The following is a 20,439-nucleotide window of genomic DNA, read 5'->3' as shown; positions in this document are numbered from 1 at the left end:
GGTGCTCCCACGCCCGCCGGGCGTGGGAGCACCGGGGGTCCCGGCGGGCGGCGTCGGCCGTCCCCTGCCTCGGCCGCCGCCGGGACCCGTCACCCGTACCTCCGCTGCCTGGACCTCTCCGCTGTCGGGCACAGGGCGGGTGAACGGGGGTTCACCGGGCGGGCGCGCAGCGCCCGGGACGCTCAGTCGTCGGCGCGCTGCAGGCCGCTGCGGGTCTTGAGCGCGACCTCCTTGACGAAGATGACGAGCAGGAAGGACAGCAGCGCGAAGGGCGCCGCGTAGAGGAAGACGTCGCCGATGCCGTGCCCGTACGCGCTCTCCACGACGCCGCGCACCGGCTGGGGCAGCAGGGCGACGTCGGGGATGCCGCCGCTGTCGCCGGAGTCGGCCTTGACGTGGAGGGCGGCGAGGCCGTTGCTCACGAAGTGCGTGACGCGGTTGCCGAGGACCGCGCCGAGCGCGCTGACGCCGATCGCGCCGCCGAGGGAGCGGAAGAAGGTCACGAGCGAGCTGGCGGAGCCGAGGTCCGCGGTGGACACCTGGTTCTGCACGGCGAGCACCAGGTTCTGCATCATCATGCCGACGCCGAGCCCGAGCAGCGCCATGTAGATGCCGACCTCCCAGTACGGGGTGTCGTAGCGGATCAGGCCGAGCGTCGCGGCGCCCGCGGTGAGCAGCAGGCCGCCGGCGACCAGGAAGACCTTCCAGCGCCCGGTGCGGGTGATGATCTGGCCGGTCACAGTGGAGGAGAGGAACAGGCCGGCGATCAGCGGGATGGTCATGATGCCGGACATCGTCGGGGTCTCGCCGCGGGCCAGCTGGAAGTACTGGCTCAGGAAGACGGTGCCGGCGAACATCGCGACGCCCACGAAGAGGCTGGCCAGCGAGGTCAGGGTGATGGTGGCGTTGCGGAAGAGCCGCAGCGGCACGATGGGCTCGGCGGCGCGCGACTCGGTGTGGACGAAGAGCGCGCCGAGCACGAGCGCGAGGGGCACCATCACGTAGGACTGCCAGGACATCCAGGCGTAGTTCTGGCCGGCCAGCGACACCCAGATCATCAGCAGCGACACGGCCGCGGTGATGAAGAAGGCGCCCGTCCAGTCGATCTTCACCTGGCGCTTGACGACCGGCAGGTGCAGCGTCTTCTGCAGCACGACCAGCGCGATGATCGCGAAGGGCACGCCGACGTAGAAGCACCAGCGCCAGCCGAGCGCCGAGTCGACGATCACACCGCCGATGAGCGGGCCGCCGACGGTGGCGACGGCGAAGGTCGCGCCGAGGTAGCCGCTGTAGCGGCCGCGCTCGCGCGGCGAGATCATCGCGGCCAGGATCACCTGGGTCAGCGCGGACAGGCCGCCGGCGCCGATGCCCTGGACGAGGCGGCAGCCGATGAGCATGCCGGGGTTGGTGGAGAAGCCCGCCACGACCGAGCCGAGCACGTAGATCACCAGCGAGAGCTGGATGAGCAGCTTCTTGCTGAAGAGGTCGGAGAGCTTGCCCCAGATCGGCGTGGTGGCGGTGACGGCCAGCAGCGAGGCGGTGACCACCCAGGTGTACGCGCTCTGGCCGCCGCCGATGTCCGACAGGATGCGCGGCAGCGCGTTGGAGACGATGGTGGACGACAGGATCGCCACGAAGAGCCCCAGCAGCAGGCCGGAGAGCGCCTCCATGATCTGCCGGTGGGACATGACCGCCCCGTCCGGGGAGCCCGGCGGGGCGGTGTGAGCTGAGGGTCCGGTCGTGCCGGACTGGTCGGGGAGCTGGTTGTCGCTCCTGGTCGACGGGGTCGCCATCAGGCCTCCACTTAATTGCCTGAAGCAACCATAGGCTCGTATGGTTGTATTGCGCAAGTGCTATGGGGAGGCTGTGGCGCACGCCACGTGCGTCACTGCCGCAGATGGGGGGCCTGCGGGGGGTGCGGCGGCCGGAGCCGACACGCTAGGGTCAGGCGGCATGTCGAGTAGCCAGCAAAGCCCTGAGAACAACTACGACCCGGCCGGCTCCACGCAGATGTTCCGCGCCTTCGTCGACGAGCAGCCGCAGGCCGTCGAGGTGCAGCGGGCGCAGGCCCGTCCGCGGGTCGGTCTGATCGTCGGCATCGTCGTCGCGGTGGTCGTCATCGTCGGAGTGGTCGTACTCGCCATGAAGTAGCCCTCGGTCCTCGGGCGCCTCGGCGCTTCACCAGGCAGGCCCGACCACTCCGTCCCGTCAGGCCTCGGCGGTGAGCCCCTCGCGGAGCTGAGCCAAGGTCCTCGTCAGCAGCCGGGAGACGTGCATCTGCGAGATGCCGACCTCCTCGCCGATCTGCGACTGCGTCATGTTCGCGAAGAACCGCAGCATGATGATCTGCCGCTCGCGCGGCGGCAGTTGCGCCAGCAGCGGTTTGAGCGACTCGCGGTACTCGACGCCTTCGAGTGCCGCGTCCTCGTAGCCGAGCCGGTCGGCGAGCGAGCCCTCGCTGCCGTCGTCCTCGGGCGGCGGGGAGTCGAGGGAGCTGGCCGTGTAGGCGTTTCCGACCGCGAGGCCGTCCACCACGTCCTCCTCGGACACGCCGAGGCAGGCCGCCAGCTCGCCGACGGTCGGGGAGCGGTCCAGCCGCTGGGAGAGTTCGTCACTGGCCTTGGTGAGTGCCAGCCGGAGCTCCTGGAGCCGCCGCGGCACCCGTACCGACCACGAGGTGTCGCGGAAGAAGCGCTTGACCTCGCCGACGATCGTCGGCATCGCGAAGGTGGGGAACTCGACCCCGCGCTCGCAGTCGAAGCGGTCGATGGCTTTGATCAGGCCGATGGTGCCGACCTGGACGATGTCCTCCATGGGCTCGTTGCGGCTGCGGAAGCGCGCCGCCGCGTACCGCACGAGCGGGAGGTTGAGCTCGATGAGCGTGTCGCGTACGTAGGTGCGTTCCGGGCTGTCCTGCGGCACTTCCGCGAGGCGCAGGAAGAGCGAGCGGGACAGCGTACGGGTGTCGATGGCCTCGCCGTGATGAAGAGCATCGTGCGGTGCTGCGTCGGAGTCGAGCACCTTGGGACTGCCCACCTGTACGGACATGCCACCCCCTTGAGGTCGCGGACGGGTGTCGCGAGCGTCGTTCCGGTTGTTCCTCCACTGGAATACCGGCTGAGCGCACGCGACAAACGCGGTATCCGCAGAATGTCACATGTCGGCAACACGCTGTAGCGCCATGTCGACATATCTGTGCAGGTGACTTAATCCTCTTCGGTTAGGGTTCGAGCTGGTTTGCGGACCTCAGCCGGGCGAAGCTGCGGGAGAGCAGCCGGGACACGTGCATCTGGGAAACGCCCAGCTCAGCGCTGATCTGCGACTGTGTCAGGTTGCCGAAGTAGCGCAGCAGCAGGATCCGCCGCTCGCGCTCGGGGAGCTGCACCAGCAGATGCCGCACCAGATCGCGGTGCTCGACGCCCGACAGGGCCGGGTCCTCGTAGCCGAGCCGGTCCAGCAGTCCGGGGGCGCCGTCGCCCTCCTGGGCGGCCTCCAGGGACGTCGCGTGGTACGCCCGGCCGGCCTCCAGGCACGCGAGCACCTCCTCCTCCGACAGCCCCAGCCGCTCGGCGATCTCGGCGGTGGTCGGCGACCGCCCGTGCAGCACGGTCAGGTCCTCGATGGCCCCGCTGACCTGCACCCACAGCTCGTGCAGCCGGCGCGGTACGTGCACGGTCCGCACGTTGTCACGGAAGTAACGTTTGATCTCCCCCACCACGGTGGGCATCGCGAAGGTCGGGAACTGCACCCCGCGGTCCGGGTCGAAGCGGTCGATCGCGTTGATGAGCCCGATGGTGCCGACCTGGACGACGTCCTCCATCGGCTCGTTGCGGCTGCGGAAGCGGGCGGCGGCGTAGCGCACGAGCGGCAGATTGACCTCGATGAGCGCCGCGCGCACCCGGGCGTGTTCGGGTGTGCCGGGTTCGAGTGTGCGAATCTGTTCGAAGAGCACCTGGGTGAGGGCCCGTGCGTCCGCCGCGCCGGCGCTGGGGGTGCGCGTCCTGCCGCGGGGATAGGAGGTCGACGCGGTCGCCGCAGTCGACGCCGTACGGGCCGGCACCGGCACGTCACACCCCTCTTCGGTTCTTCGGTCCACTCATCCTGCAAAAGCGGTCATAGCATCACAATTCATGTGTGGGGGTTCAAGCACCGCATAGTGCCGTGTTGTACGACCGCGGCCCCGCCGCCGCCCCCGGAAACAGCGGAGCCCCCCGCCGGGAGGGGCGGGGGGCTGGGGGCTGCTCGGCGCGGAGCCGGGCGGCGGCCGGGGCGGGGCCGGGCGGCGGCCGGCGCGGGGCCTCAGAACTCGTAGTCGGCAATCACCCAGGTGGCGAATTCCGTCCAGGGCGCGACGGCGGCCTGGTGCGCCGGGTGTTCGATGTAGCGGCGCAGCGCATCGGCGTCCGCGACCGAGGAGTTGATCGCGAAGTCGTACGCGATGGGCCGGTCGGAGACGTTCCAGCCGGTCTCCCACGACGCGACCTCGGGCACGAGCCCGCCCAGCTCGGCGAACGCCTGTGCGCCCGCCACCACCCGCGGCTCGTCCCGCGAAACGCCCTCGTTGAGCTTGAACAGGACCAGATGCCGGATCATGCCACCCTCACTCGACTCGTCAGTTGACCAAGTCGTGCATGAACTGCCCGATGCTCTTGGCCGCGTTCGACATTCCGACGAAGCCTACTTGGACCAGATCGGCGGCCCGGGCGGGCTGGTTGATGATCGTGTACAGCACGAAGATCACCAGCACGTACGTGGCGATCTTCCTCGCCTGCGCCATGCTCCTTGCCCTCCCCAGCCGCAGCCCCACACCAACGGTCACAAGCGTGCAATCCACAGAGTCTATCCGTCAGATGGCGCAACAAGGCGTCCACCGGACCTTTGATCCGATGAACGCCCTCCCCGCTGGTCGCGGCCCGGAAACGCCGAACGCCCGTCGGCTCACGGGGAGTCGACGGGCGTCGCTGCGCTGTGCTCGCGCTGGGAGCGGTAGCGGTGGGATTTGAACCCACGGAGGAGTTGCCCCCTCACACGCTTTCGAGGCGTGCTCCTTAGGCCGCTCGGACACGCTACCGAGAGAGAGCTTAGCCCACGCCGGGGCGTGCGCAGAAATCCGTTACCGGTCCAGCGGGCGGCCGGAGCGGAAGAAGGCGGTCAGGAGGGCGGCGGCGGGCTCGGGGAGGACGCCGGCGATCACCTCGGGGCGGTGGTTGAGGCGGCGGTCGCGCAGCAGGTCCCACAGCGAGCCGGCCGCGCCCGCCTTGGTGTCGGTCGCCGCGTAGACGACCCGGTCGACGCGGGACTGCACGAGCGCGCCCGCGCACATCGCGCACGGCTCCAGCGTGACCAGCAGCGTGCAGCCGGTCAGCCGCCACTCGCCCACCGCGGCGGCGGCCCGGCGCAGGGCCAGCACCTCGGCGTGCGCGGTCGGGTCGCCGGTCGCCTCGCGCTCGTTGCGGGCGCGGGCCAGCACCGTCGTACCGTCCGCGGCCAGCACGACCGCGCCCACCGGGACATCGCCGGTGAGCGGGGCCAGCTCCGCCTCCGCCAGGGCCAGCCGCATGGCGGCCGTCCAGGGGTCGCGCACCGGGTCGTGCGGACCCGCGGCGCCCCCCGGCGGCTCCCCCGGTGGTCGGCCGGGCGGCTCCCCGGGCGGAGGGGAGTGGGGTACGGGAGGGTGCGGTGGGTGTGCTGTCAGCGGACCGCCTCCAGAACCTCGCCGCAGCCCAGGGCATCGGCGATCTCGCCCAGCGCCTCGCCGGTGAGCGCGCCGTCGCCGCTGAGCGCCAGCAGCTCCTTGCGGCTCATCCCGAGGTCCGCCAGCAGATCGGTCTCGCCGAGCGGACCGACGGGCACGTGGTCCTCGGAGAGGCCCGCGACGGCCCCCTCCTCGTCGTCGTCCCCGTCGCCGTCCTCGGTGCCGTCGAGGTCGACGAGCACGTCGAGGTCCTCCGGGTCGCGGCCCAGCACCTCGTCGGTGAGCAGGATCTCCCCGTACGAGCTGCGGGCGGCGGCCGCCGCGTCGGACACGTAGATCCTCGGGTCGTCCTCACCGTCCACGCGGACGACGCCGAACCAGGCGTCCTCCTGCTCGATGAAGACCAGAACTGTCTCGTCCTCGTCGCCGGCCGCGCGGGCCAGATCGCTCAGGTCGGCGAGGGTTTCCACATTGTCGAGATCGGGTTCGCTCGCTTGCCAACCGTCCTCGGTGCGCGCGAGCAGTGCGGCGAAGTACACCGTGACTCTCCCACAGGTCTCAGGCCGTCCGGACCGGGTGGGGCCGCCGCCGACATCTCTCGGCATTCCACGGTCCCGCCCATCGGCATCGTGGCAGAAACCGGGGCGTTGCGAAGGGTCTTCGGCACTGCGACGTGCCAGGTCTTCGTCACTTCTGCGAGATTCCCGGGCCGCGTACCGCCATTGCGGGGGTCCGACGGTCACCTGAGCGCCACCAACCGGTCACAGTCCGCGCGTGCCGCGATCGTCCGCGGACACCCGGACTCCCGCACAGAACCCTCACCACCGGAAGGTGCGCATCCGCATCTGCTGCCGCAGCCGTGCGGCCCGGGCCCGGCGCGGCTGCACCCGGTCGCGCAGCTCGCGCGCCTCGTCCAGTTCGCGCAGGAAGGAGGCGCGCTTGCGGCGCCGCTCCTGCTCGCTCCCGGGCTCGCGTCCGGCCTCGCTCCCGTGCCCTTCCGCCGCGCGCCCGTCCCGGTCCGCCATGGCGCCACCATCCCTGGGTCGCTTCACCCGGGTGACGCGCCCGGGCGTACAGACCCACTTTCCCCCGTTCGGGCGGTTTACCCCACCGGCGGCGCAGGAGCCGGGGGTGAGCCGGGGCTGGCAGGACCCCCGGGAGCTGCGGTTACAGTCGTCGTCATGCGTCTCCACGTAGTCGACCACCCGCTGGTCGCGCACAAGCTCACGACCCTGCGCGACGAGCGCACCGACTCCCCGACCTTCCGCCGGCTCGCCGACGAACTGGTCACCCTGCTCGCCTACGAGGCGACGCGCGACGTCCGGACCGAGCAGGTCGACATCCGCACGCCCGTCGCCGCCACCACCGGGGTGCGGCTCTCCCACCCGCGCCCGATGGTCGTGCCCATCCTGCGCGCCGGGCTCGGCATGCTCGACGGCATGATGCGCCTGCTGCCCACCGCCGAGGTCGGCTTCCTCGGCATGGTGCGCGACGAGCACACGCTGGAGGCCAAGACCTACGCCACCCGCATGCCCGAATCCCTCTCCGGCCGCCAGGTCTACGTCGTCGACCCCATGCTCGCCACGGGCGGCACCCTGGTCGCGGCGATCAACCTGCTCATCGAGCTGGGCGCGGACGACGTCACCGCGCTGTGCCTGCTGGCCGCGCCCGAGGGCGTCGAGACGATGGAGGCCGCACTCGCGGGCAAGCCGGTCACCGTGGTGACCGCCGCGGTCGACCACCACCTCAACGACCAGGGCTTCATCGTCCCGGGCCTCGGCGACGCGGGCGACCGCCTCTACGGCGCGGTCAGCTAGCCGCTGGGGCTTCGAGGGGGCCGCCCTCGCGCTGGACGGTGCGTTTCCCTGCTGCGCGGGTGAGCGTCTTCAGGCTGCGGCTGCGGCTGCGGCTGCGGCTGCGCCGCGGGGCCAGCCAGCGGCGCGGGGAGGATGCGCTTCCCGCGCGGGGTGATCCCTTTTAGGGGCGCGGGGACCTGCGTGACCAGCCACGACGTGCCGTCACGTCGTCACCGGCCCGAAGGGGCAGCACGGTCCGATCCGGACCATCGGCCGGTGGAGGGCTGAGCGCGCAGTTCCCCGCGCCCCCGAACGCCTACCGCCCGGCGCGAGCTGACGGCTTCGCCGGAGAGGCAGAGGCCGACGAGCCGCACGCAGGAGCCGGCGGCGGGGGGTTCGCCGCCGCCACGCGGGCCTTGGCCGCATCCGCGGGGCTGGCCATCGCCTTGTAGGCGTTGCCGATCATGACGTCGACGTTCTTGTCCTTGCGCGCAGGATCGATCTTCACGGCCGACCCGGCGATCTGCGTACCCGCCTCGCGGGCCGCGGCCTCCGCCGCGGGTCCGGCGACGATCAGCGCCGTCTGGGTGACCTTCTTGTCGTACGGCGCCGAGGCGTTCCCGAACGACTTGACCTTGAAGCCGCGCTTGGCGAACTCGTCGGCGGTGGTCTTGGCAAGGCCGCCGCGCGTGGTGGCGTTGTAGACGTTCATCGTCACGGCCGCCGGCTGCGGCAGCGCCATGGGCTTGAGCGCGGGAGCCGGGCTCGCGGTGCAGGGGTGGCTCTGCGGGGCCGCGTTCGCCTTGGTGTCGCCGTCGTCGCCCTTGAAGACGTCGAAGAGCTGCAGCGCGCCGTAGCCGAACAGGCCCAGCACGACGACCGACGCGATGACCACGGCCACGATGCGGCCGCGCCGCTTGGGCCGCCGCATCCGCGGGTAGTGGTCCCCGGTGATTCGGTATTTACCGCCCATCCCGGAGGGCGTCAGCATGCTCATGAGCGCAGCGTAAGCGGATTGTCAGTCCATCTCCAGGACCCGGGCATGCAGCACTTGGCGCTGCTGGAGAGCGGCGCGTACGGCTCGGTGGAGGCCGTCTTCGAGATAGAGATCACCCTGCCATTTGACGACATGTGCGAACAGGTCGCCATAGAAGGTGGAGTCCTCGGCGAGGAGCGTCTCCAGGTCGAGCTGGCCCTTGGTCGTCACCAATTGGTCCAGCCGCACGGGTCGGGGGGCGACGTCCGCCCACTCACGCGTACTCACCCGGCCGTGCTCCGGGTACGGCCGAGAGCTTCCGATGCGCTTGAAGATCACACGGAAAGCCTACCGGTCCGGCTTGTGCGGGCGCAGCACCCTGCGCTTCCTGCCCTGTGTCAAGCCCTGGGGTGCACTTGCCGGGCGGGTATGACGCCGTCGCGGCGTAGAGGAGCGCGCGGGTCGAGGGGTGGGCGGCGGCGGAGGGCGGCCAGACGAGCCGGAGCCGCAGCGCGGGCAGCGGGCGGGGGAGCGGGAGGGCGGTGAGGGCGCCCGCGGCGAGGTCGGCGGCGACCGCGAAGGAGGGCAGCAGAGCGACGCCCACCCCCTGCCGGGCCCAGGCCCGCATGACGGCGACGCTCCCGGCCTGCACACGCGCGACGCCGGGCCCGAAGATGCGCCCGGCGGCGAGGGCGAAGGAGCAGGTGGACGCGGTGTTGACGAGCAGCCGGGCGCGGTCGGGGTCCGCCGGTGCCCGGCCGGGCGCGGCGACCAGGACCAGCGGGACGGGGTCGAGGTCCAGGAAGTCCAGCTCGGCGCCGGGCGGCACGGCGAAGCCGAGGTCGCCGAGGGCCTCGCCGGTGTCGAGCAGCAGCGCCGTGTCCAGCTCCCCGGTGCGTACGGCGGCGAGCAGCGCGTCCCGCGAGGCCTCCGCGCGCACCTCGACGGTGAGCCCGGGGCGCCGGGCGGCGAGCCGGTCCAGGATCCCCGGCACCAGCTCGGCGGCGATGGACTCCAGCGCTCCGAGCCGTACGACCGTGACCTGCCGCGCGGCGGCGTCCGCGGCGACCACCTCGTGCCGCGCCCGCTCCGCCTGCTCCAGCAGCCGCCTGGCCCATCCCACGAGCTCCGCCCCGGCGGCCGTCGTCCGCATCCCCCGCGCCCCCCGCTCGAAGAGCGGCACCCCGAGGTCCCCCTCCAGCGTCCGCACGGCCTGCGACACGGACGACGGCGCCATCCCCAGCAGCGCGGCCGCCTCGGTGACACTCCCGGCCCGCACGACGGCCTCGAAACTCCGCAGCTGCCGCAACTCCATCGGCTCCGCCCCCTTTCCCCGTGACCTGCCGCTCCCCGGCCACGGTACCGGCGGGGCCGGTCATTCGGCCGGGGTGAACCAGGCGGTTGCCTCGTTGGCGAGGCCCAGCTCCGCTGCCGCGGTGGCGATCTCGCTCAGCCGCGCGCCGTGCCCAGTGGGGAGATGGCCGGGTCGTCGTACCCGCTCGCTCCGGTCAACAGCGCCCTGCAGGCCGACGGTTGCCCCTCCGAGCCCACCACCCGACGAACGCGGCGCGTCAACTCCAGGGCGCGGCACGGCGGTCCGGCGACCGAAGCCCCAACGAGCCGACGTACGCCGCCCTGCCCGCACCGAGGGCCCTGCCGCCGAAGCGGCAGGGCCCTCGGCGCGCCGGGAACGCCCCTGCCAGGGGCGGGAGATCAGCTCGCGAAAGGCACGGCGTCGGACGCCTTGGTGTGCCAGCTGGTGACGATCGGCTTGTCGACGGTGTAGGTGCCGACCTTCAGCGAGACCGGGTTCGGGTCGGTGTCGGAGACGGAGACGATGATGGTGGTCAGCTCCTTGCCGCCGTCGGACGCGGTGGACTTGGGGTTCACCCCCGCGTAGGCGGAGACACCCGCCTTCAGGGTGATCGGCTGGCCCGCGGACTGCTCTGCGGGCTTGGCCTCCGTACCGTCCGAGCCGAAGGCGATGACCGGCAGAGCGGCGGGGATGACGCAGGTGATGCCGGGCTTGGCGGTGGCCTTGACCAGGAAGTAGCCGCCCGCCTGCGATTCGGACGTCACGCTCCAGGAGATGTCGTTGCTGCCGCAGGACTGGCCGTAGCCCTTCTTCTGCGGGGCGCTGCCGCTGTCGTCCGTACCGGACTTCGCGGGCTTGCCCGGCTTGCTCGTGCTGTCCGACGAGTCGTCCGCGGGGGCCGCGGTGCCGGTCGACGGGGACGCGGTGGCGGAGGCCGCGGGGGCCGAGGGGGAGGACGACGTCGCGGACGGCGACGGATCCTTGGCCGAGGACGACGAGTCGTCGCCCCCGCAGGCCGACATGAGCAGGCCCGCGCCGAGGGCGGTGGCGGCGGCGAGGGCTGCGGCGCGCAGACGACGGTTCATTGTTCGTGACTCCCCTGAGGACGACGGCCGCGTTCGGCCGCTGCTGTGTGACGCGCGTTGACGATCACTCACACGATGCCCGCCCGACGGGCGGTTCCGCCGTGGCACGCCCAGGACGGGGCTGTCGCGCGCCTGTGACATCTGACACGGGTAGGGCGGAGGTCATGGGGAGGGGCGTGCGGGGCGTACGGCGAGGGCCCCGGTCACCAGGTGACCGGGGCCCTCGGGGCAAGGGGGCGTGCGGGGTTACTTGTCGCTGCCCACCGGGCCGTGCTTCTTCGTGCCGGCCGCGAGCTGCAGGTCCTGCTGGAGCGTGGAGTACACGGTCTTGGGCTGCAGGTTCACGTCGTACAGCAGGCCGGAGCCCTCACCGCTGAACGTGCCCGGGATCCAGGAGTCGCCGTCGTAGACGCCCCACGCGGTGAAGGAGATGCACTGGGTGACCAGCTCGCAGCCCTTGAGCAGCGCGGAGAACTCGTACGGCTGCGCGAACTGCGCGAGCGAGTCGGTGGGCACCTGGGTGGCCGGGTCGTCGACGAAGGTGCGCACGTCGGCCTCGGTGATGGCGACCTTCAGACCGAGGTCGCCGTAGGCCTGCAGGTCGTTCTGGTAGAGCTGGGCGTTGAAGCCGTACTGCGTGTCGAGGTGGCCCTGCTCGCCGATGCCGTCGATCGGGACGCCCTGCTTGCGCATCTGCTTGACGAAGTCGTAGACGGCCTGGAACTTGACGTTCGTGCCGTCCTCGCCGGTGATGTTGTAGTCGTTGTACATCAGCAGCGCCTTCGGGTCCGCCTGGTGCGCCCAGCGGAAGACGTCGGCGAGCACGCCCGAGCCGAGGTGCTTGACCCAGAAGTCATCGGCGTTCAGGCCGTCGGCCTGCGGGGTCTCCCAGGAGTTGGCGAAGGTCTCGTTGGCCACGTCCCACTGCCACACCTTGCCCTTGAAGTGGGTGACCTCGTCGGTGACGTGCTTGTGCAGGATGTCGCGCAGCTGCGCGTCGCTGATGGTGCCGTTGCTGACACCGGTGGTCAGCCAGCTCGGGAGCTGGTTGTGCCACATCAGGGTGTGGCCGCGGACCGCCTGCCCGTTCTGCTGGGCGAACTTGACCAGGTCGTCCGCGGCCTTCCAGTTGTAGACGCCCTGGCTGGGCTCGACGGCGTCCCACTTCATGGCGTTCTCGGCGGTGACGGCGGAGAACTGCCCGGCGACGATGTCGGTGTAGGCCTTGTTGCTGCCCAGCTGGCTGGCGTCGACGGCGGTGCCGAAACGCAGCCCCTGCTTCGACGCCAGCGCCCGCAGGGAGGTGTCGTCCTGCTTGCCGTTTCCGTGGGCGGCGGCGACTGCGGCCGGAACGAGCAGGGCGGCGGCGGCGACACCGGCGGCGACGACTGCGGATCTGCGTCGGAGCTTCACAGCAGACTCCCGGGGAGTGAGCGGTCTCGAAAGTTTCGGACCGATGTTCGATCGGAGCTGAAAGCTAGCCCCGGCGTTCTGGCGGAGTCAATGACGCTGCACGGCTCAAATTCGACGGATTCGACATCTCATTTGGTGAGCAGGGGGACGTGGTGGGGCCCGGGTTTACGCACCCGGGTCCGGTCCGGTGGTGCCGTCAGCGCTGCCGCGCCGCCGCGCGTGCGGCGACGGCGTCGACCGCGGCGCGGGACCAGGCGAGTTCGGCCCGAGGGCCGGGTGCCTCGCGCAGCAGGGCCCGCAGCTCGTCCCAGACGTGCGACCCGCTCCACTCGGCGAAGCGCCGGTGCGCGGTGGGCCCGGACGGCCCGAAGACCGGCGGCAGTTGGCGCCAGGCGCAGCCGGAGGTGGCCGCGAACACGATCGCGGCGAGCACCTCCCGGTCGCCGTACCGCCGCCGGCCGCCGCCCTGCGGCCGGGCGGGCGCGGCCGGTGCCACGCGCTGGAAGGCCTGCCACAGCGCGTCCGGCACGAGCCGCTCGACGATCGTCACGCGGCCAGGTTAGCCGCCCGGCCAAATGAGATGTTTCCGAGGTGTCGCGCCGGTGTTAATTGCCCCTGTTTCGCCCTCGGTGGTGCGGTCGAAACTTTCGGCCGCGCGTCCGATCACGCTCGGGGCGCCCCTGCGTCCGACCGTCCGCGGCCGTCCACGCCCCGTCACACCGTGGCGCCGCCGCCCGCGCCCTGGCTGCCCTGGCTGTCCTGGCCCTCGCCGTCGGCTTCGCCCGCCCGCAGCGTGAGGACGGTGATCTCGCTCGGCGCGAACACCCGGAAGGGCGGGCCCCAGAAGCCGCTGCCGCGGCTGGTGTAGAGCCGTGTGCGCTCGCCGTGCCGGCTCAGGCCCTGCACCACCGGCTGGTCGACCCGGACCAGGAAGTGGAAGGGCCAGATCTGGCCGCCGTGCGTGTGCCCGGAGATCTGCAGGTCGATGCCCGCGGCGGCGGCCTGCGCCACGTACTTGGGCTGGTGGGCGACGAGCAGCACCGGCCGCTCCGGGTCCGCGCCCTCCAGGGCGCCGAGCAGGTTCGCACGGTGCCCGGCCAGGCCCGAGGACTCCGCGGTCACGTCGTCCACGCCCGCGAGCACGAGCGCGTCCCCGCCCCGCTCAACCACGACGTGGCGGTTGTGCAGCGGCTCCCAGCCCAGCTCCGCCATGCGGTCCAGCCAGCCCTGGGCCTCGCCGAAGTATTCGTGGTTGCCCGTGACGTAGACCTTCGCGAGCCGCGCCCGTACCGTCCCGAGCGGCGCGGACTGCGCGGTGCGCTGCGCGGGCGTGCCGTCGGCGATGTCACCGGCGTGCACGACGACGTCCGCGTCGAGCGCGTTGACCGCCTCCGTGACCCGCTCCGACCAGCGGGCCCGGTCGATGGGCCCGTAGTGGGTGTCGGCCAGGACGACGACCCGGGTCCCGTCGAGCCCGCCGCCGAGCCGCGGGAGCGGGACGTCCACCCGCCGTATCCGCGGTACGCGCATGGCCTCGTAGTGCCCCCAGGCCAGCAGCACCACCGCGACCGCGGCGACGCCCAGCGCGACCGCCCGCGCCCGGTCGGCGCCCCCGGCGCCGAGCCCGATCAGCACGAGGTGGACGAGGTCCCCCAGCACCGACCAGGAGAACAGCACCCACACCACCCCGAGCGTGGTGTCCGCGACACGTGACGCCCGGTCGTTGCGGCGCCGCCCGTGGCCCGCGGCCATCAGGAACGGGAAGGAGACCAGCCCGGCGCCGAAGACGGCCGTGCCCGCGACGAAGACCGGGAGCGGCCAGCCGGTGCCGAAGGCGAACAGCGTCGCCCAGGGCAGTGCGAACAGCAGCCCCAGCACGAGCAGCACCACCGGCAGCCCCAACGGCCGCCGCCGCGCCCGCCGCCCCCCGTCCTCCGCCGCCTCCGCGGCCTCCCCGTCCTTCAGGGGCGCCGCCGCTCCCACCCGCTCCCCCGCAGCCTCGCGTTCCGCCCCTGCCACCCGAATCGATTCGCTCTCCGCCACTGCCCCGCCCCTCGGTTCCGCCGCTTCGCCGTCCTCCCCATCATCCGCCACGCGCCCGTACGGGGCGGGCACGGCGGCAGGGGACCGACGCGGCGGCGTCAGAGCAGCAGGCGGGCCGCCGCCGTCGACGGGCCGGAGCGCCCGCGCGACCACAGCTCGGCGTCGGTCGCCGGGTGGGCCGCCGTGATCTCCCGCCGCAGCGCCGCCCGGTGCAGCGCCGCGGCCCGCCCGGCGCTGCCCGCCGGCGTCATGCCGCCGGTGAGGGCGACGGTCACGCCGTCGCGCTGGAGCACGTACCCCACGGGCTCCTGCTCCGTACCGCGGAACCACAGCCCCGGGCCGTCCGCGGCGCACGGCGGTGTCACCTCGCCGACCGCGTCGCCCTCGCCCGTCAGCAGCGGACCGCAGGGGTCGGCCCTGCCGGGCGTGACCGTCTCGGCGCCCACCCACGCGGCCGACCCGCCCACGGGGACGGTGAACATCGCCGTGAGCCGCTTGCCGTCCCAGCGGTACGGATCCTGCGCCGTCCCCGGCAGGACCACCACCTGCGCGAGCGCGCGGGACGGGATCCCGTTCGCCTTCAGCCACTCGCGTGCCGCGACGTGCTGCTGCATCTCGCGCACCGGCCACGCGAGCGCGTACACCGCCAGCAGTCCGCAGAGGGCTCCCAGGACCGCCGCCCGCGACCGCAGGAGCACGCCCCGTCCCACGCACAGCGCGGGCAGGCAGTACAGCAGGCAGCTCAACGCGCCCCAGCGGAAAGGGAGGAGGAGGGCGAGCAGCAGCGTCGCAGCCGTGTTCGCGAGGAGCACGGGGACGAGTACGGGCCGCAGGTCGCGGTGCCGCCGGCGGCGGACGGCGCGGAAGGCCAGCAGCATCGGCGGCGCGGCGAGCAGCAGCCCCGCCGTGACGACGACGAGCGCCCCGAACGTGCCGAACGGCCAGTCGCCGACGCGTCCGAGCGCCGCCATCGCCCCGGTGACCGGAACCGCCGCCCCCAGCCCGCCCGCGAGTCCCAGTACGGCCGGTCCTGCCCGGCGGGCGGTGCGGGTGCGGGTGTCGGGGTGCCGGGTGGAGGACAAGGTGGGGAGCACCAGGCACACTTCACATGGCGCAGTGCCAATCGACAAGGGGATCGAGCATGATCACGCTGAAGAAGGACGACGAGCCCGCGGACCTGGGCGGAGTCACCCACCTGTCCATCGGGGTCTCCTGGGACCCCAGCGCCGGGAGCAGCGGCGGGCTGATGGGGAAGATCCGCCAGAAGAGCGGCACCGACCTCGACCTGATCGCGATAGCGATGGCGGGCGCCGAGCCGGTGCGGCTGGCCGGGCTGGACTCCCTCGACCCCTTCGGCAACGGCGCGCTGGTGCACAGCGGCGACAACCAGACGGGGCGCGGCGACGGCGACGACGAGACGGTGACCGTCGTGCTCGACAAAGTGCCGGACAGCGTCACCTCGATCGTCTTCGTCGCCGCCGCCTACAAGAAGCGCAGCGCCTTCCAGAACGCCCGCAACGTCAGCTTCAAGGTCTACGACGCGACGGGCGGCAGCGCCCAGCAGGTCGCCGACATCTGGCCGAGCCTGCTCACCACCGACAACGGCTGCGCGGTGGCCAAGGCGATCCGCGAGGGCGGCGTCTGGAAGCTGCAGGTGATCAACGAGACCGGGAAGATCAAGCAGGGGGACGAGCAGGCGCTGATGCGCTTCGCGATGAGCAAGTAGCGGTGCCCGGCCGCCCGGCCGTGTCCGGCGGCTGTCGCAGGGGCCCGCTCGTCCTCGGGCCCCTGCGACCGGATCGCCGGACGGAGTTCCGGTGCCCCGCGGGACACCCGTAGTCTCCGGGCCATGGCTCTGCGACCCGACGAATTCCACGCCCGCGCGCTGAGTGCCGCGGACACCGAGGCCCGGCTCCCGCTCTCCCGCATGACGGGATGGGACATCAGCCCGTTCGAGCCGGAGGGCCTGCGTGTCTCGCCGCTGCGCCCGCCCGTGCTGCCCGAGGCGCCCCGGCACGGCGAGGACCCGGCGGACTGCGGCTCGTGCCGCGGGCGGGATGAAGGGATCTGGCGCGACGAGCACTGGCGGCTGACCCGGATAAAGAAGGTCGGCGTCCCCCTGGTGCTGATGCTGCACCCGCGCGACCACCACGACCTCGCCGACCTCCCCGACGGCCTGGCGGCGGAGCTCGGCGTGCTCACCGCCCACATCGCCCGCCACGTCCAGGCCCTGCCGCACATCGCCCGCGCCCACGTCTACCGCATCGGCGACGGCGGCGCCCACCTGCACGTCTGGTTCTTCGCCCGCCCCGAGGGCCAGGCCCAGCTCTACGGCTCCTGGCTGCCCGTCTGGGACGACCTGCTCCCCGAATACCCCGAGGACATCGCGGCCGCGGACGCCTCGCTCGTCGCGGACGCGCTGACCGCCTCCTACGGCGGCCACCGCCCCGTGCCCGCGCCGTCCTCACATACCTGAACGCGCCGTGACCGCGCGAGCGCCCGGGACAGGTCGGCCCGGGCGCCCGGCGGTCCGGTGGCGCGGTGGTCGGTAGCGGTTGTGTCAGTGGTTGCGGGGACGGCGGGGTCGGTTGCGGGGACGTCGGGCTGGGCTACAGCTTGGTCATCTTGGTGTAGGGGCTCGGGATCCGCATGCGGGCCGAGCCGAAATCCACGAGCGCCGCGACTCCCTCCTCGGTGTCGATCACCCGGCCGAGGCCGTACATGTCATGTGTGACCTGGTCGCCCACGGCGAAGTGCTTGGCGGTGGGCACGACCGGTGCCTTGAAGGGACTGGTGGGCAGATGGCGCTTGGGTACATCGGACTTTGTCATTGTTGCCAGTGTGCACCCGCGGGGGCCCTGCACGCCCCGTCCGTCCACGTCAGGCGCTCGATTCCGGCTCGCCCGGGCCGCCCGCGGGGCGCGATTCAGTGCTCGCAGAGGGAGAATTCCCGCTCGTAGAGCTGCTCGTTGTGCTCGTCGACGAAGAACTTGCGCTCCTGCATGAGCTGCTCCCGGTAGGTCCTGGCCTCGTCGAGCGTCATGGTCGAGGTGGCGGCCCACGGCTGCTGCGGGGGGACGTCGGACGTCGACACGAGCGTCCGCGCCGGGTCGACCAGGAAGAACGCGAGGATCTTGCGGTGCCCCGGGCGGGTGGGGTCCGCGAGGCGGAACGGGCCGACGCGGTGCTGCAGGACGTTGGGGAAGGCCAGGCAGCGGCCCGCCGGGGTGGACGCCGAGCCCAGCACCTGGTTGAGGGCGTCCTCGTTCTCCAGGCCGTAGACCTCGCGCATGCCGTTGTCGTCGTTCTGCTCGTAGTCCGGGTCGTCGACCGCCGTCCGGAAGCTCAGCCGGCTCTCGGTGATGTTCTCGCTGTCCCAGTAGTAGATGCCGGTCGAGACGATGCTCTCGTTCATCATCCCCTCGACGTGCCAGGAGCCGCCCGCGTACTCCGGGGCCTCCGGCGTGAGACAGATCGTGGCGAGCTTCACGATCACCTGGAGGCGGCGGCCGCGCAGATCGACCCGGTCGGCCTCGCCGGGCGCCTCCGGCGGGGTGAAGTCCGGGGCGTCGGGCACGACAGGGCGGCGGTTCTCCCACCAGTCGTCCTGCGCCTCCTCCGCTACGCGGACGGCCTCCTCGTACGCCTCGTCGTCGGCGAAGGAGTCCTTGTCCGGGTATTCCGGCTCCGAGTCGTACCACCCGTAGGGATCCGCCTTGATCCGCAGCGGCCGCGGACGGCGCAGATCGGTGAGCACGTTCTCCAGCAGCGGGAGCATGCGCGTGAACAGCTCCGGCAGGACGGCGGCCAGGTCGCGGTGGTCCTCGGGGTGGACGTTGTTGACGTACGACCGGAAGGCGGCCTCGCCCTCGTCGCTGACGTCGACGTCCGTGGGAAGCCACTGGAACTTCTCCGAGAACTCGTACCGCGAGGAGCGGTCCGCCGGATTCTGCCAGGCCTGCTCGTGCGCCCCGCTCACCTCGCGCACCAGGCAGAACAGCGAGGGGTGCACCAGGTCCAGCACCTGGCCGCCGGATCCCGGATGCCAGTCCCGCTCCGCCTCGGGCACCTGCTCCAGGACCCGGACCGCCTCGCGCAGCCGCGCCCGCAGCGCGTCATCGACCAGTGAGTCCGACTGCCACACCCCGTCGACCGCGGACACCTCGACGCCGGTCCGCGCGTCCCGCAGCCCCGCGTAGTACGCAAGTTCGGCGAGGACGTAGCGCACCTGGGCCTCGGTGAGGCCCTGGTCGGCCGCCTCCCGCGTCCACCGGGCGACGATGCCGGGGTCGTTTCTCTTGTCGAACCACCCCGGCTTCTCCCGGATCGTGGCGCTGCACCGCATCATGTCGAGCTCGCGCAGCGTGCGCGGCGCCGCGATCCGCAGCGAGCGGGCAGCCCGGAAGGGCAGCGGGAAAGCAGAAAGGCCGGTCAATTCGCCTGATCCTCACGGTCGTTGTGCGGTGCCGGGAGGATACTTCAGCGCACCGGCACCGCCGCGTCAGCCGGTGGGGCGGGCCAGGACCGGGTCCGGGTCCCGAGTGCGGACCCGGCCGGCGGACGCAGCCTGTCCCGGCCAGGGCAGCCACGAAAAGGCGGCTCCGCGCGACCCATCATTTCTACGTTTCGTAGTAGGTTGCGATGGTCACGGCCTGACCTCCCCCTCCCCCAGGAGAACCTCGTGCCGCTCGCTTCGCCGTACCTCGCCCCCTCCGACCCGTGGAGCGACGCGCATCTGCTCCACGCCCTGGAGGAGGTCGTGGCGCGCGAGCTCGACCGGCACCTGGGGGTGGCCAAGGAATGGATGCCGCACGAGTACGTCCCGTGGAGTGACGGCCGCAACTTCGACGGCGTGCTCGGCGGCGAGGCGTGGCAGCCGGAGCAGTCCAAGGTCTCCGAGATCGGCCGGATCTCGCTGGTGGTGAACCTGCTGACCGAGGACAACCTGCCCAGCTACCACCACGAGATCGCCACCCTCTTCGGACGCGACGGCGCCTGGGGCACCTGGGTGCACCGCTGGACCGCCGAGGAGGGCCGGCACGCGATCGTGATGCGGGACTACCTGCTGGCCAGCAGGGCGGTCGACCCGTGCGAGCTGGAGCGGTTCCGGATGCAGCACATGTCGGCCGGGTTCGAGCACGACCACCGGCACAGCATGCTGCACTCGGTCGCCTACGTGGCGTTCCAGGAGCTGGCCACCCGGGTCTCGCACCGCAACACCGGCCGCGAGTCCGGCGATCCGGTGTGCGAGCGGATGCTCGCCAGGATCGCCGCCGACGAGAACCTGCACATGGTCTTCTACCGGAATCTGCTGGCCGCGTCGCTGGCCATCGCCCCGGACCCCGCGCTGGTCGCCGTCCGGGACGTCGTGGTCGGCTTCCGGATGCCGGGGCACGGCATGCCCGGCTTCGAGCGGGCGGCGGCCCGGATCGCCCTCGGCGGGATCTACAACCTGCGGATACACCACGACGACGTGCTGCTGCCGGTGCTGCGCCATCTCAAGGTGCTGGAGCTCGGCGGGCTCGGCCCCGAGGGGCTGCGGGCGCAGGAGGAGCTCGGGCTGTTCATGGGCGGTCTGAACGATCAGGCCGGGCGCTTCGACGAGCGGCGCGAGGCCCTGCTCGCCCGCCGCCGGGCCCGTGCCTGACCTGCGGGCCGCAGGCCGTACGCGGCCGGTTCTCCACGAGGAGGCGCCGGGTGGCGCAGAAGGACGGCCGGGGGAGGTCCGGAGGCGCGCCCGGGGTGAGCTGGAGGCCGAGGTGCTGGCCGCGCTGTGGGCGGCAGACGCCCCGGTGACGGCGGCCGTGGTCCGGCAGGGGGTGCCCGCCGTCGCGCACACGACGGTGCTGACGATCCTGACGCGGCTGTGCGGCAAGGGCCTGGTGACCCGGCGGCGGGAAGGCCGCGGCCACGTGTACGCGCCCGTGGACGACCGCGCCGGGGTCGCCGCCGCGGGAATGCACTCCCTGCTGGCCGACAGCGGCGACCGCGCGGCGGTGCTGGCCCGTTTCGTGTCCGACCTGTCGGCGGAGGACGAGCACCTCCTGGAGCAGCTCCTCCACGGCGCGCCGCCCGCCCGGCTCCCCGAACGGGAGTAGCGGACTCCGCGCGACTGC

Annotated in this window: 23 protein-coding genes, 1 tRNA gene and 1 pseudogene; 6 read left to right on the top strand and 19 right to left on the bottom strand. The window is 72.3% G+C overall.

Annotation, left to right across the window (positions count from 1 at the left end):
* Positions 1-182: 182 nt before the first annotated feature.
* Positions 183-1,688 (bottom strand): MDR family MFS transporter, encoded by a 1,506-nt coding sequence (locus IH54_RS0102575; protein ID WP_078861914.1) that lies wholly within the window; start codon positions 1,686-1,688, stop codon positions 183-185.
* A 265-nt stretch (positions 1,689-1,953) separates the two neighbouring features.
* Between IH54_RS0102575 and IH54_RS42745 the strand changes: the two genes are divergently transcribed.
* A complete protein-coding gene (locus tag IH54_RS42745) occupies positions 1,954-2,151 on the top strand; it encodes a hypothetical protein (RefSeq protein ID WP_031512536.1) in 198 nt (65 codons plus the stop codon).
* Between the two features lie 57 nt (positions 2,152-2,208).
* Here the strand turns inward: IH54_RS42745 and IH54_RS0102565 are convergent, their stop codons facing one another.
* From IH54_RS0102565 to IH54_RS0102530, 8 genes are all read right to left on the bottom strand, one after another.
* Complete coding sequence (locus tag IH54_RS0102565; RefSeq protein WP_031512534.1) at positions 2,209-3,048, bottom strand: RNA polymerase sigma factor SigF; 840 nt, start codon at positions 3,046-3,048, stop codon at positions 2,209-2,211.
* Positions 3,049-3,220: 172 nt separating this feature from the next.
* The gene (locus IH54_RS0102560) at positions 3,221-4,060 is read right to left on the bottom strand and encodes a SigB/SigF/SigG family RNA polymerase sigma factor (protein ID WP_043179697.1); all 840 of its coding nucleotides are present in this window, start codon (positions 4,058-4,060) and stop codon (positions 3,221-3,223) included.
* Positions 4,061-4,299: 239 nt separating this feature from the next.
* Positions 4,300-4,593: a Dabb family protein gene (locus tag IH54_RS0102555; protein ID WP_031512532.1), complete on the bottom strand. Its 294-nt coding sequence runs from the start codon at positions 4,591-4,593 to the stop codon at positions 4,300-4,302.
* Between the two features lie 19 nt (positions 4,594-4,612).
* A complete protein-coding gene (locus IH54_RS45245) occupies positions 4,613-4,819 on the bottom strand; it encodes a hypothetical protein (RefSeq protein ID WP_159011620.1) in 207 nt (68 codons plus the stop codon).
* 165 nt (positions 4,820-4,984) lie between these two features.
* Positions 4,985-5,071 (bottom strand) — tRNA-Ser (locus IH54_RS0102545).
* Positions 5,072-5,113: 42 nt separating this feature from the next.
* A complete protein-coding gene (locus IH54_RS0102540; RefSeq protein WP_031512531.1) occupies positions 5,114-5,560 on the bottom strand; it encodes a nucleoside deaminase in 447 nt (148 codons plus the stop codon).
* 131 nt (positions 5,561-5,691) lie between these two features.
* Positions 5,692-6,234, bottom strand: coding sequence for a hypothetical protein (locus IH54_RS0102535; protein WP_031512529.1), 543 nt, complete (start codon positions 6,232-6,234; stop codon positions 5,692-5,694).
* Positions 6,235-6,513: 279 nt separating this feature from the next.
* Positions 6,514-6,720, bottom strand: a complete 207-nt coding sequence (locus tag IH54_RS0102530; protein WP_031512527.1) for a hypothetical protein — start codon at positions 6,718-6,720, stop codon at positions 6,514-6,516.
* Between the two features lie 156 nt (positions 6,721-6,876).
* Between IH54_RS0102530 and upp the strand changes: the two genes are divergently transcribed.
* On the top strand, positions 6,877-7,512 hold the full coding sequence (gene upp, locus IH54_RS0102525; protein ID WP_031512525.1) for a uracil phosphoribosyltransferase: 636 nt from the start codon (positions 6,877-6,879) through the stop codon (positions 7,510-7,512).
* Positions 7,513-7,807: 295 nt separating this feature from the next.
* On the opposite strand, the gene IH54_RS0102520 is transcribed toward upp, so the two are convergent.
* The 8 genes and pseudogenes from IH54_RS0102520 to IH54_RS0102485 form a co-directional block, all read right to left on the bottom strand.
* Complete coding sequence (locus tag IH54_RS0102520; RefSeq protein ID WP_052396994.1) at positions 7,808-8,488, bottom strand: LytR C-terminal domain-containing protein; 681 nt, start codon at positions 8,486-8,488, stop codon at positions 7,808-7,810.
* A gap of 21 nt (positions 8,489-8,509) precedes the next feature.
* A complete protein-coding gene (locus IH54_RS0102515; protein ID WP_031512523.1) occupies positions 8,510-8,806 on the bottom strand; it encodes a type II toxin-antitoxin system VapB family antitoxin in 297 nt (98 codons plus the stop codon).
* The gene (locus IH54_RS0102510) at positions 8,742-9,782 is read right to left on the bottom strand and encodes a LysR family transcriptional regulator (RefSeq protein WP_063762183.1); all 1,041 of its coding nucleotides are present in this window, start codon (positions 9,780-9,782) and stop codon (positions 8,742-8,744) included. Before IH54_RS0102510 ends, IH54_RS0102515 begins: the two co-directional genes overlap by 65 nt.
* A gap of 398 nt (positions 9,783-10,180) precedes the next feature.
* Positions 10,181-10,867, bottom strand: a complete 687-nt coding sequence (locus IH54_RS0102505; protein WP_031512521.1) for a DUF4232 domain-containing protein — start codon at positions 10,865-10,867, stop codon at positions 10,181-10,183.
* A gap of 246 nt (positions 10,868-11,113) precedes the next feature.
* Positions 11,114-12,280 carry an endo-1,4-beta-xylanase gene (locus IH54_RS0102500; RefSeq protein ID WP_031512520.1) on the bottom strand — a complete coding sequence of 389 codons (1,167 nt, stop codon included), beginning with the start codon at positions 12,278-12,280 and terminating at the stop codon, positions 11,114-11,116.
* Between the two features lie 202 nt (positions 12,281-12,482).
* Positions 12,483-12,830, bottom strand: a pseudogene (locus tag IH54_RS0102495) (transposase); the annotation flags it as partial.
* 164 nt (positions 12,831-12,994) lie between these two features.
* Positions 12,995-14,245 carry a metallophosphoesterase gene (locus IH54_RS0102490; protein ID WP_052397035.1) on the bottom strand — a complete coding sequence of 417 codons (1,251 nt, stop codon included), beginning with the start codon at positions 14,243-14,245 and terminating at the stop codon, positions 12,995-12,997.
* Positions 14,246-14,421: 176 nt separating this feature from the next.
* Positions 14,422-15,417, bottom strand: a complete 996-nt coding sequence (locus IH54_RS0102485) for a hypothetical protein (protein WP_159011618.1) — start codon at positions 15,415-15,417, stop codon at positions 14,422-14,424.
* Between the two features lie 47 nt (positions 15,418-15,464).
* Here IH54_RS0102485 and IH54_RS0102480 point away from each other — a divergent pair, with 47 nt between their 5' ends.
* Both IH54_RS0102480 and IH54_RS0102475 read left to right on the top strand, forming a co-directional pair.
* A complete protein-coding gene (locus tag IH54_RS0102480) occupies positions 15,465-16,049 on the top strand; it encodes a TerD family protein (RefSeq protein ID WP_031512515.1) in 585 nt (194 codons plus the stop codon).
* A gap of 123 nt (positions 16,050-16,172) precedes the next feature.
* Complete coding sequence (locus IH54_RS0102475; RefSeq protein WP_043179588.1) at positions 16,173-16,799, top strand: hypothetical protein; 627 nt, start codon at positions 16,173-16,175, stop codon at positions 16,797-16,799.
* Between the two features lie 133 nt (positions 16,800-16,932).
* Here IH54_RS0102475 and IH54_RS0102470 read toward each other — a convergent pair whose 3' ends face one another.
* Positions 16,933-17,154 carry a hypothetical protein gene (locus IH54_RS0102470; protein WP_031512513.1) on the bottom strand — a complete coding sequence of 74 codons (222 nt, stop codon included), beginning with the start codon at positions 17,152-17,154 and terminating at the stop codon, positions 16,933-16,935.
* 95 nt (positions 17,155-17,249) lie between these two features.
* Positions 17,250-18,758 (bottom strand): DUF4246 domain-containing protein, encoded by a 1,509-nt coding sequence (locus IH54_RS0102465; RefSeq protein WP_031512512.1) that lies wholly within the window; start codon positions 18,756-18,758, stop codon positions 17,250-17,252.
* Between the two features lie 246 nt (positions 18,759-19,004).
* Here IH54_RS0102465 and IH54_RS0102460 point away from each other — a divergent pair, with 246 nt between their 5' ends.
* Positions 19,005-19,970, top strand: a complete 966-nt coding sequence (locus IH54_RS0102460) for an acyl-ACP desaturase (RefSeq protein ID WP_031512511.1) — start codon at positions 19,005-19,007, stop codon at positions 19,968-19,970.
* Positions 19,963-20,421 (top strand): BlaI/MecI/CopY family transcriptional regulator, encoded by a 459-nt coding sequence (locus IH54_RS0102455; RefSeq protein ID WP_324607731.1) that lies wholly within the window; start codon positions 19,963-19,965, stop codon positions 20,419-20,421. Before IH54_RS0102460 ends, IH54_RS0102455 begins: the two co-directional genes overlap by 8 nt.
* Positions 20,422-20,439 lie beyond the last annotated feature (18 nt).

This window comes from Streptomyces sp. NRRL F-5123 (genome assembly GCF_000721495.1).
GTDB lineage: Bacteria > Actinomycetota > Actinomycetes > Streptomycetales > Streptomycetaceae > Actinacidiphila.
This window is presented reverse-complemented; position numbering and strand designations above follow the sequence as displayed.

Excerpts from the sequence above, each read along its gene's own strand:
- IH54_RS0102575 (WP_078861914.1), bottom strand. The coding sequence starts at position 1,688 with ATGTCCCACCGGCAGATCATGGAGGCGCTCTCCGGCCTGCTGCTGGGG.
- IH54_RS42745 (WP_031512536.1), top strand. The coding sequence starts at position 1,954 with ATGTCGAGTAGCCAGCAAAGCCCTGAGAACAACTACGACCCGGCCGGC.
- IH54_RS0102565 (WP_031512534.1), bottom strand. The coding sequence starts at position 3,048 with ATGTCCGTACAGGTGGGCAGTCCCAAGGTGCTCGACTCCGACGCAGCA.
- IH54_RS0102555 (WP_031512532.1), bottom strand. The coding sequence starts at position 4,593 with ATGATCCGGCATCTGGTCCTGTTCAAGCTCAACGAGGGCGTTTCGCGG.
- IH54_RS0102540 (WP_031512531.1), bottom strand. The coding sequence starts at position 5,560 with ATGCGGCTGGCCCTGGCGGAGGCGGAGCTGGCCCCGCTCACCGGCGAT.
- IH54_RS0102530 (WP_031512527.1), bottom strand. The coding sequence starts at position 6,720 with ATGGCGGACCGGGACGGGCGCGCGGCGGAAGGGCACGGGAGCGAGGCC.
- upp (WP_031512525.1), top strand. The coding sequence starts at position 6,877 with ATGCGTCTCCACGTAGTCGACCACCCGCTGGTCGCGCACAAGCTCACG.
- IH54_RS0102520 (WP_052396994.1), bottom strand. The coding sequence starts at position 8,488 with ATGAGCATGCTGACGCCCTCCGGGATGGGCGGTAAATACCGAATCACC.
- IH54_RS0102510 (WP_063762183.1), bottom strand. The coding sequence starts at position 9,782 with ATGGAGTTGCGGCAGCTGCGGAGTTTCGAGGCCGTCGTGCGGGCCGGG.
- IH54_RS0102505 (WP_031512521.1), bottom strand. The coding sequence starts at position 10,867 with ATGAACCGTCGTCTGCGCGCCGCAGCCCTCGCCGCCGCCACCGCCCTC.
- IH54_RS0102480 (WP_031512515.1), top strand. The coding sequence starts at position 15,465 with ATGATCACGCTGAAGAAGGACGACGAGCCCGCGGACCTGGGCGGAGTC.
- IH54_RS0102475 (WP_043179588.1), top strand. The coding sequence starts at position 16,173 with ATGGCTCTGCGACCCGACGAATTCCACGCCCGCGCGCTGAGTGCCGCG.
- IH54_RS0102470 (WP_031512513.1), bottom strand. The coding sequence starts at position 17,154 with ATGACAAAGTCCGATGTACCCAAGCGCCATCTGCCCACCAGTCCCTTC.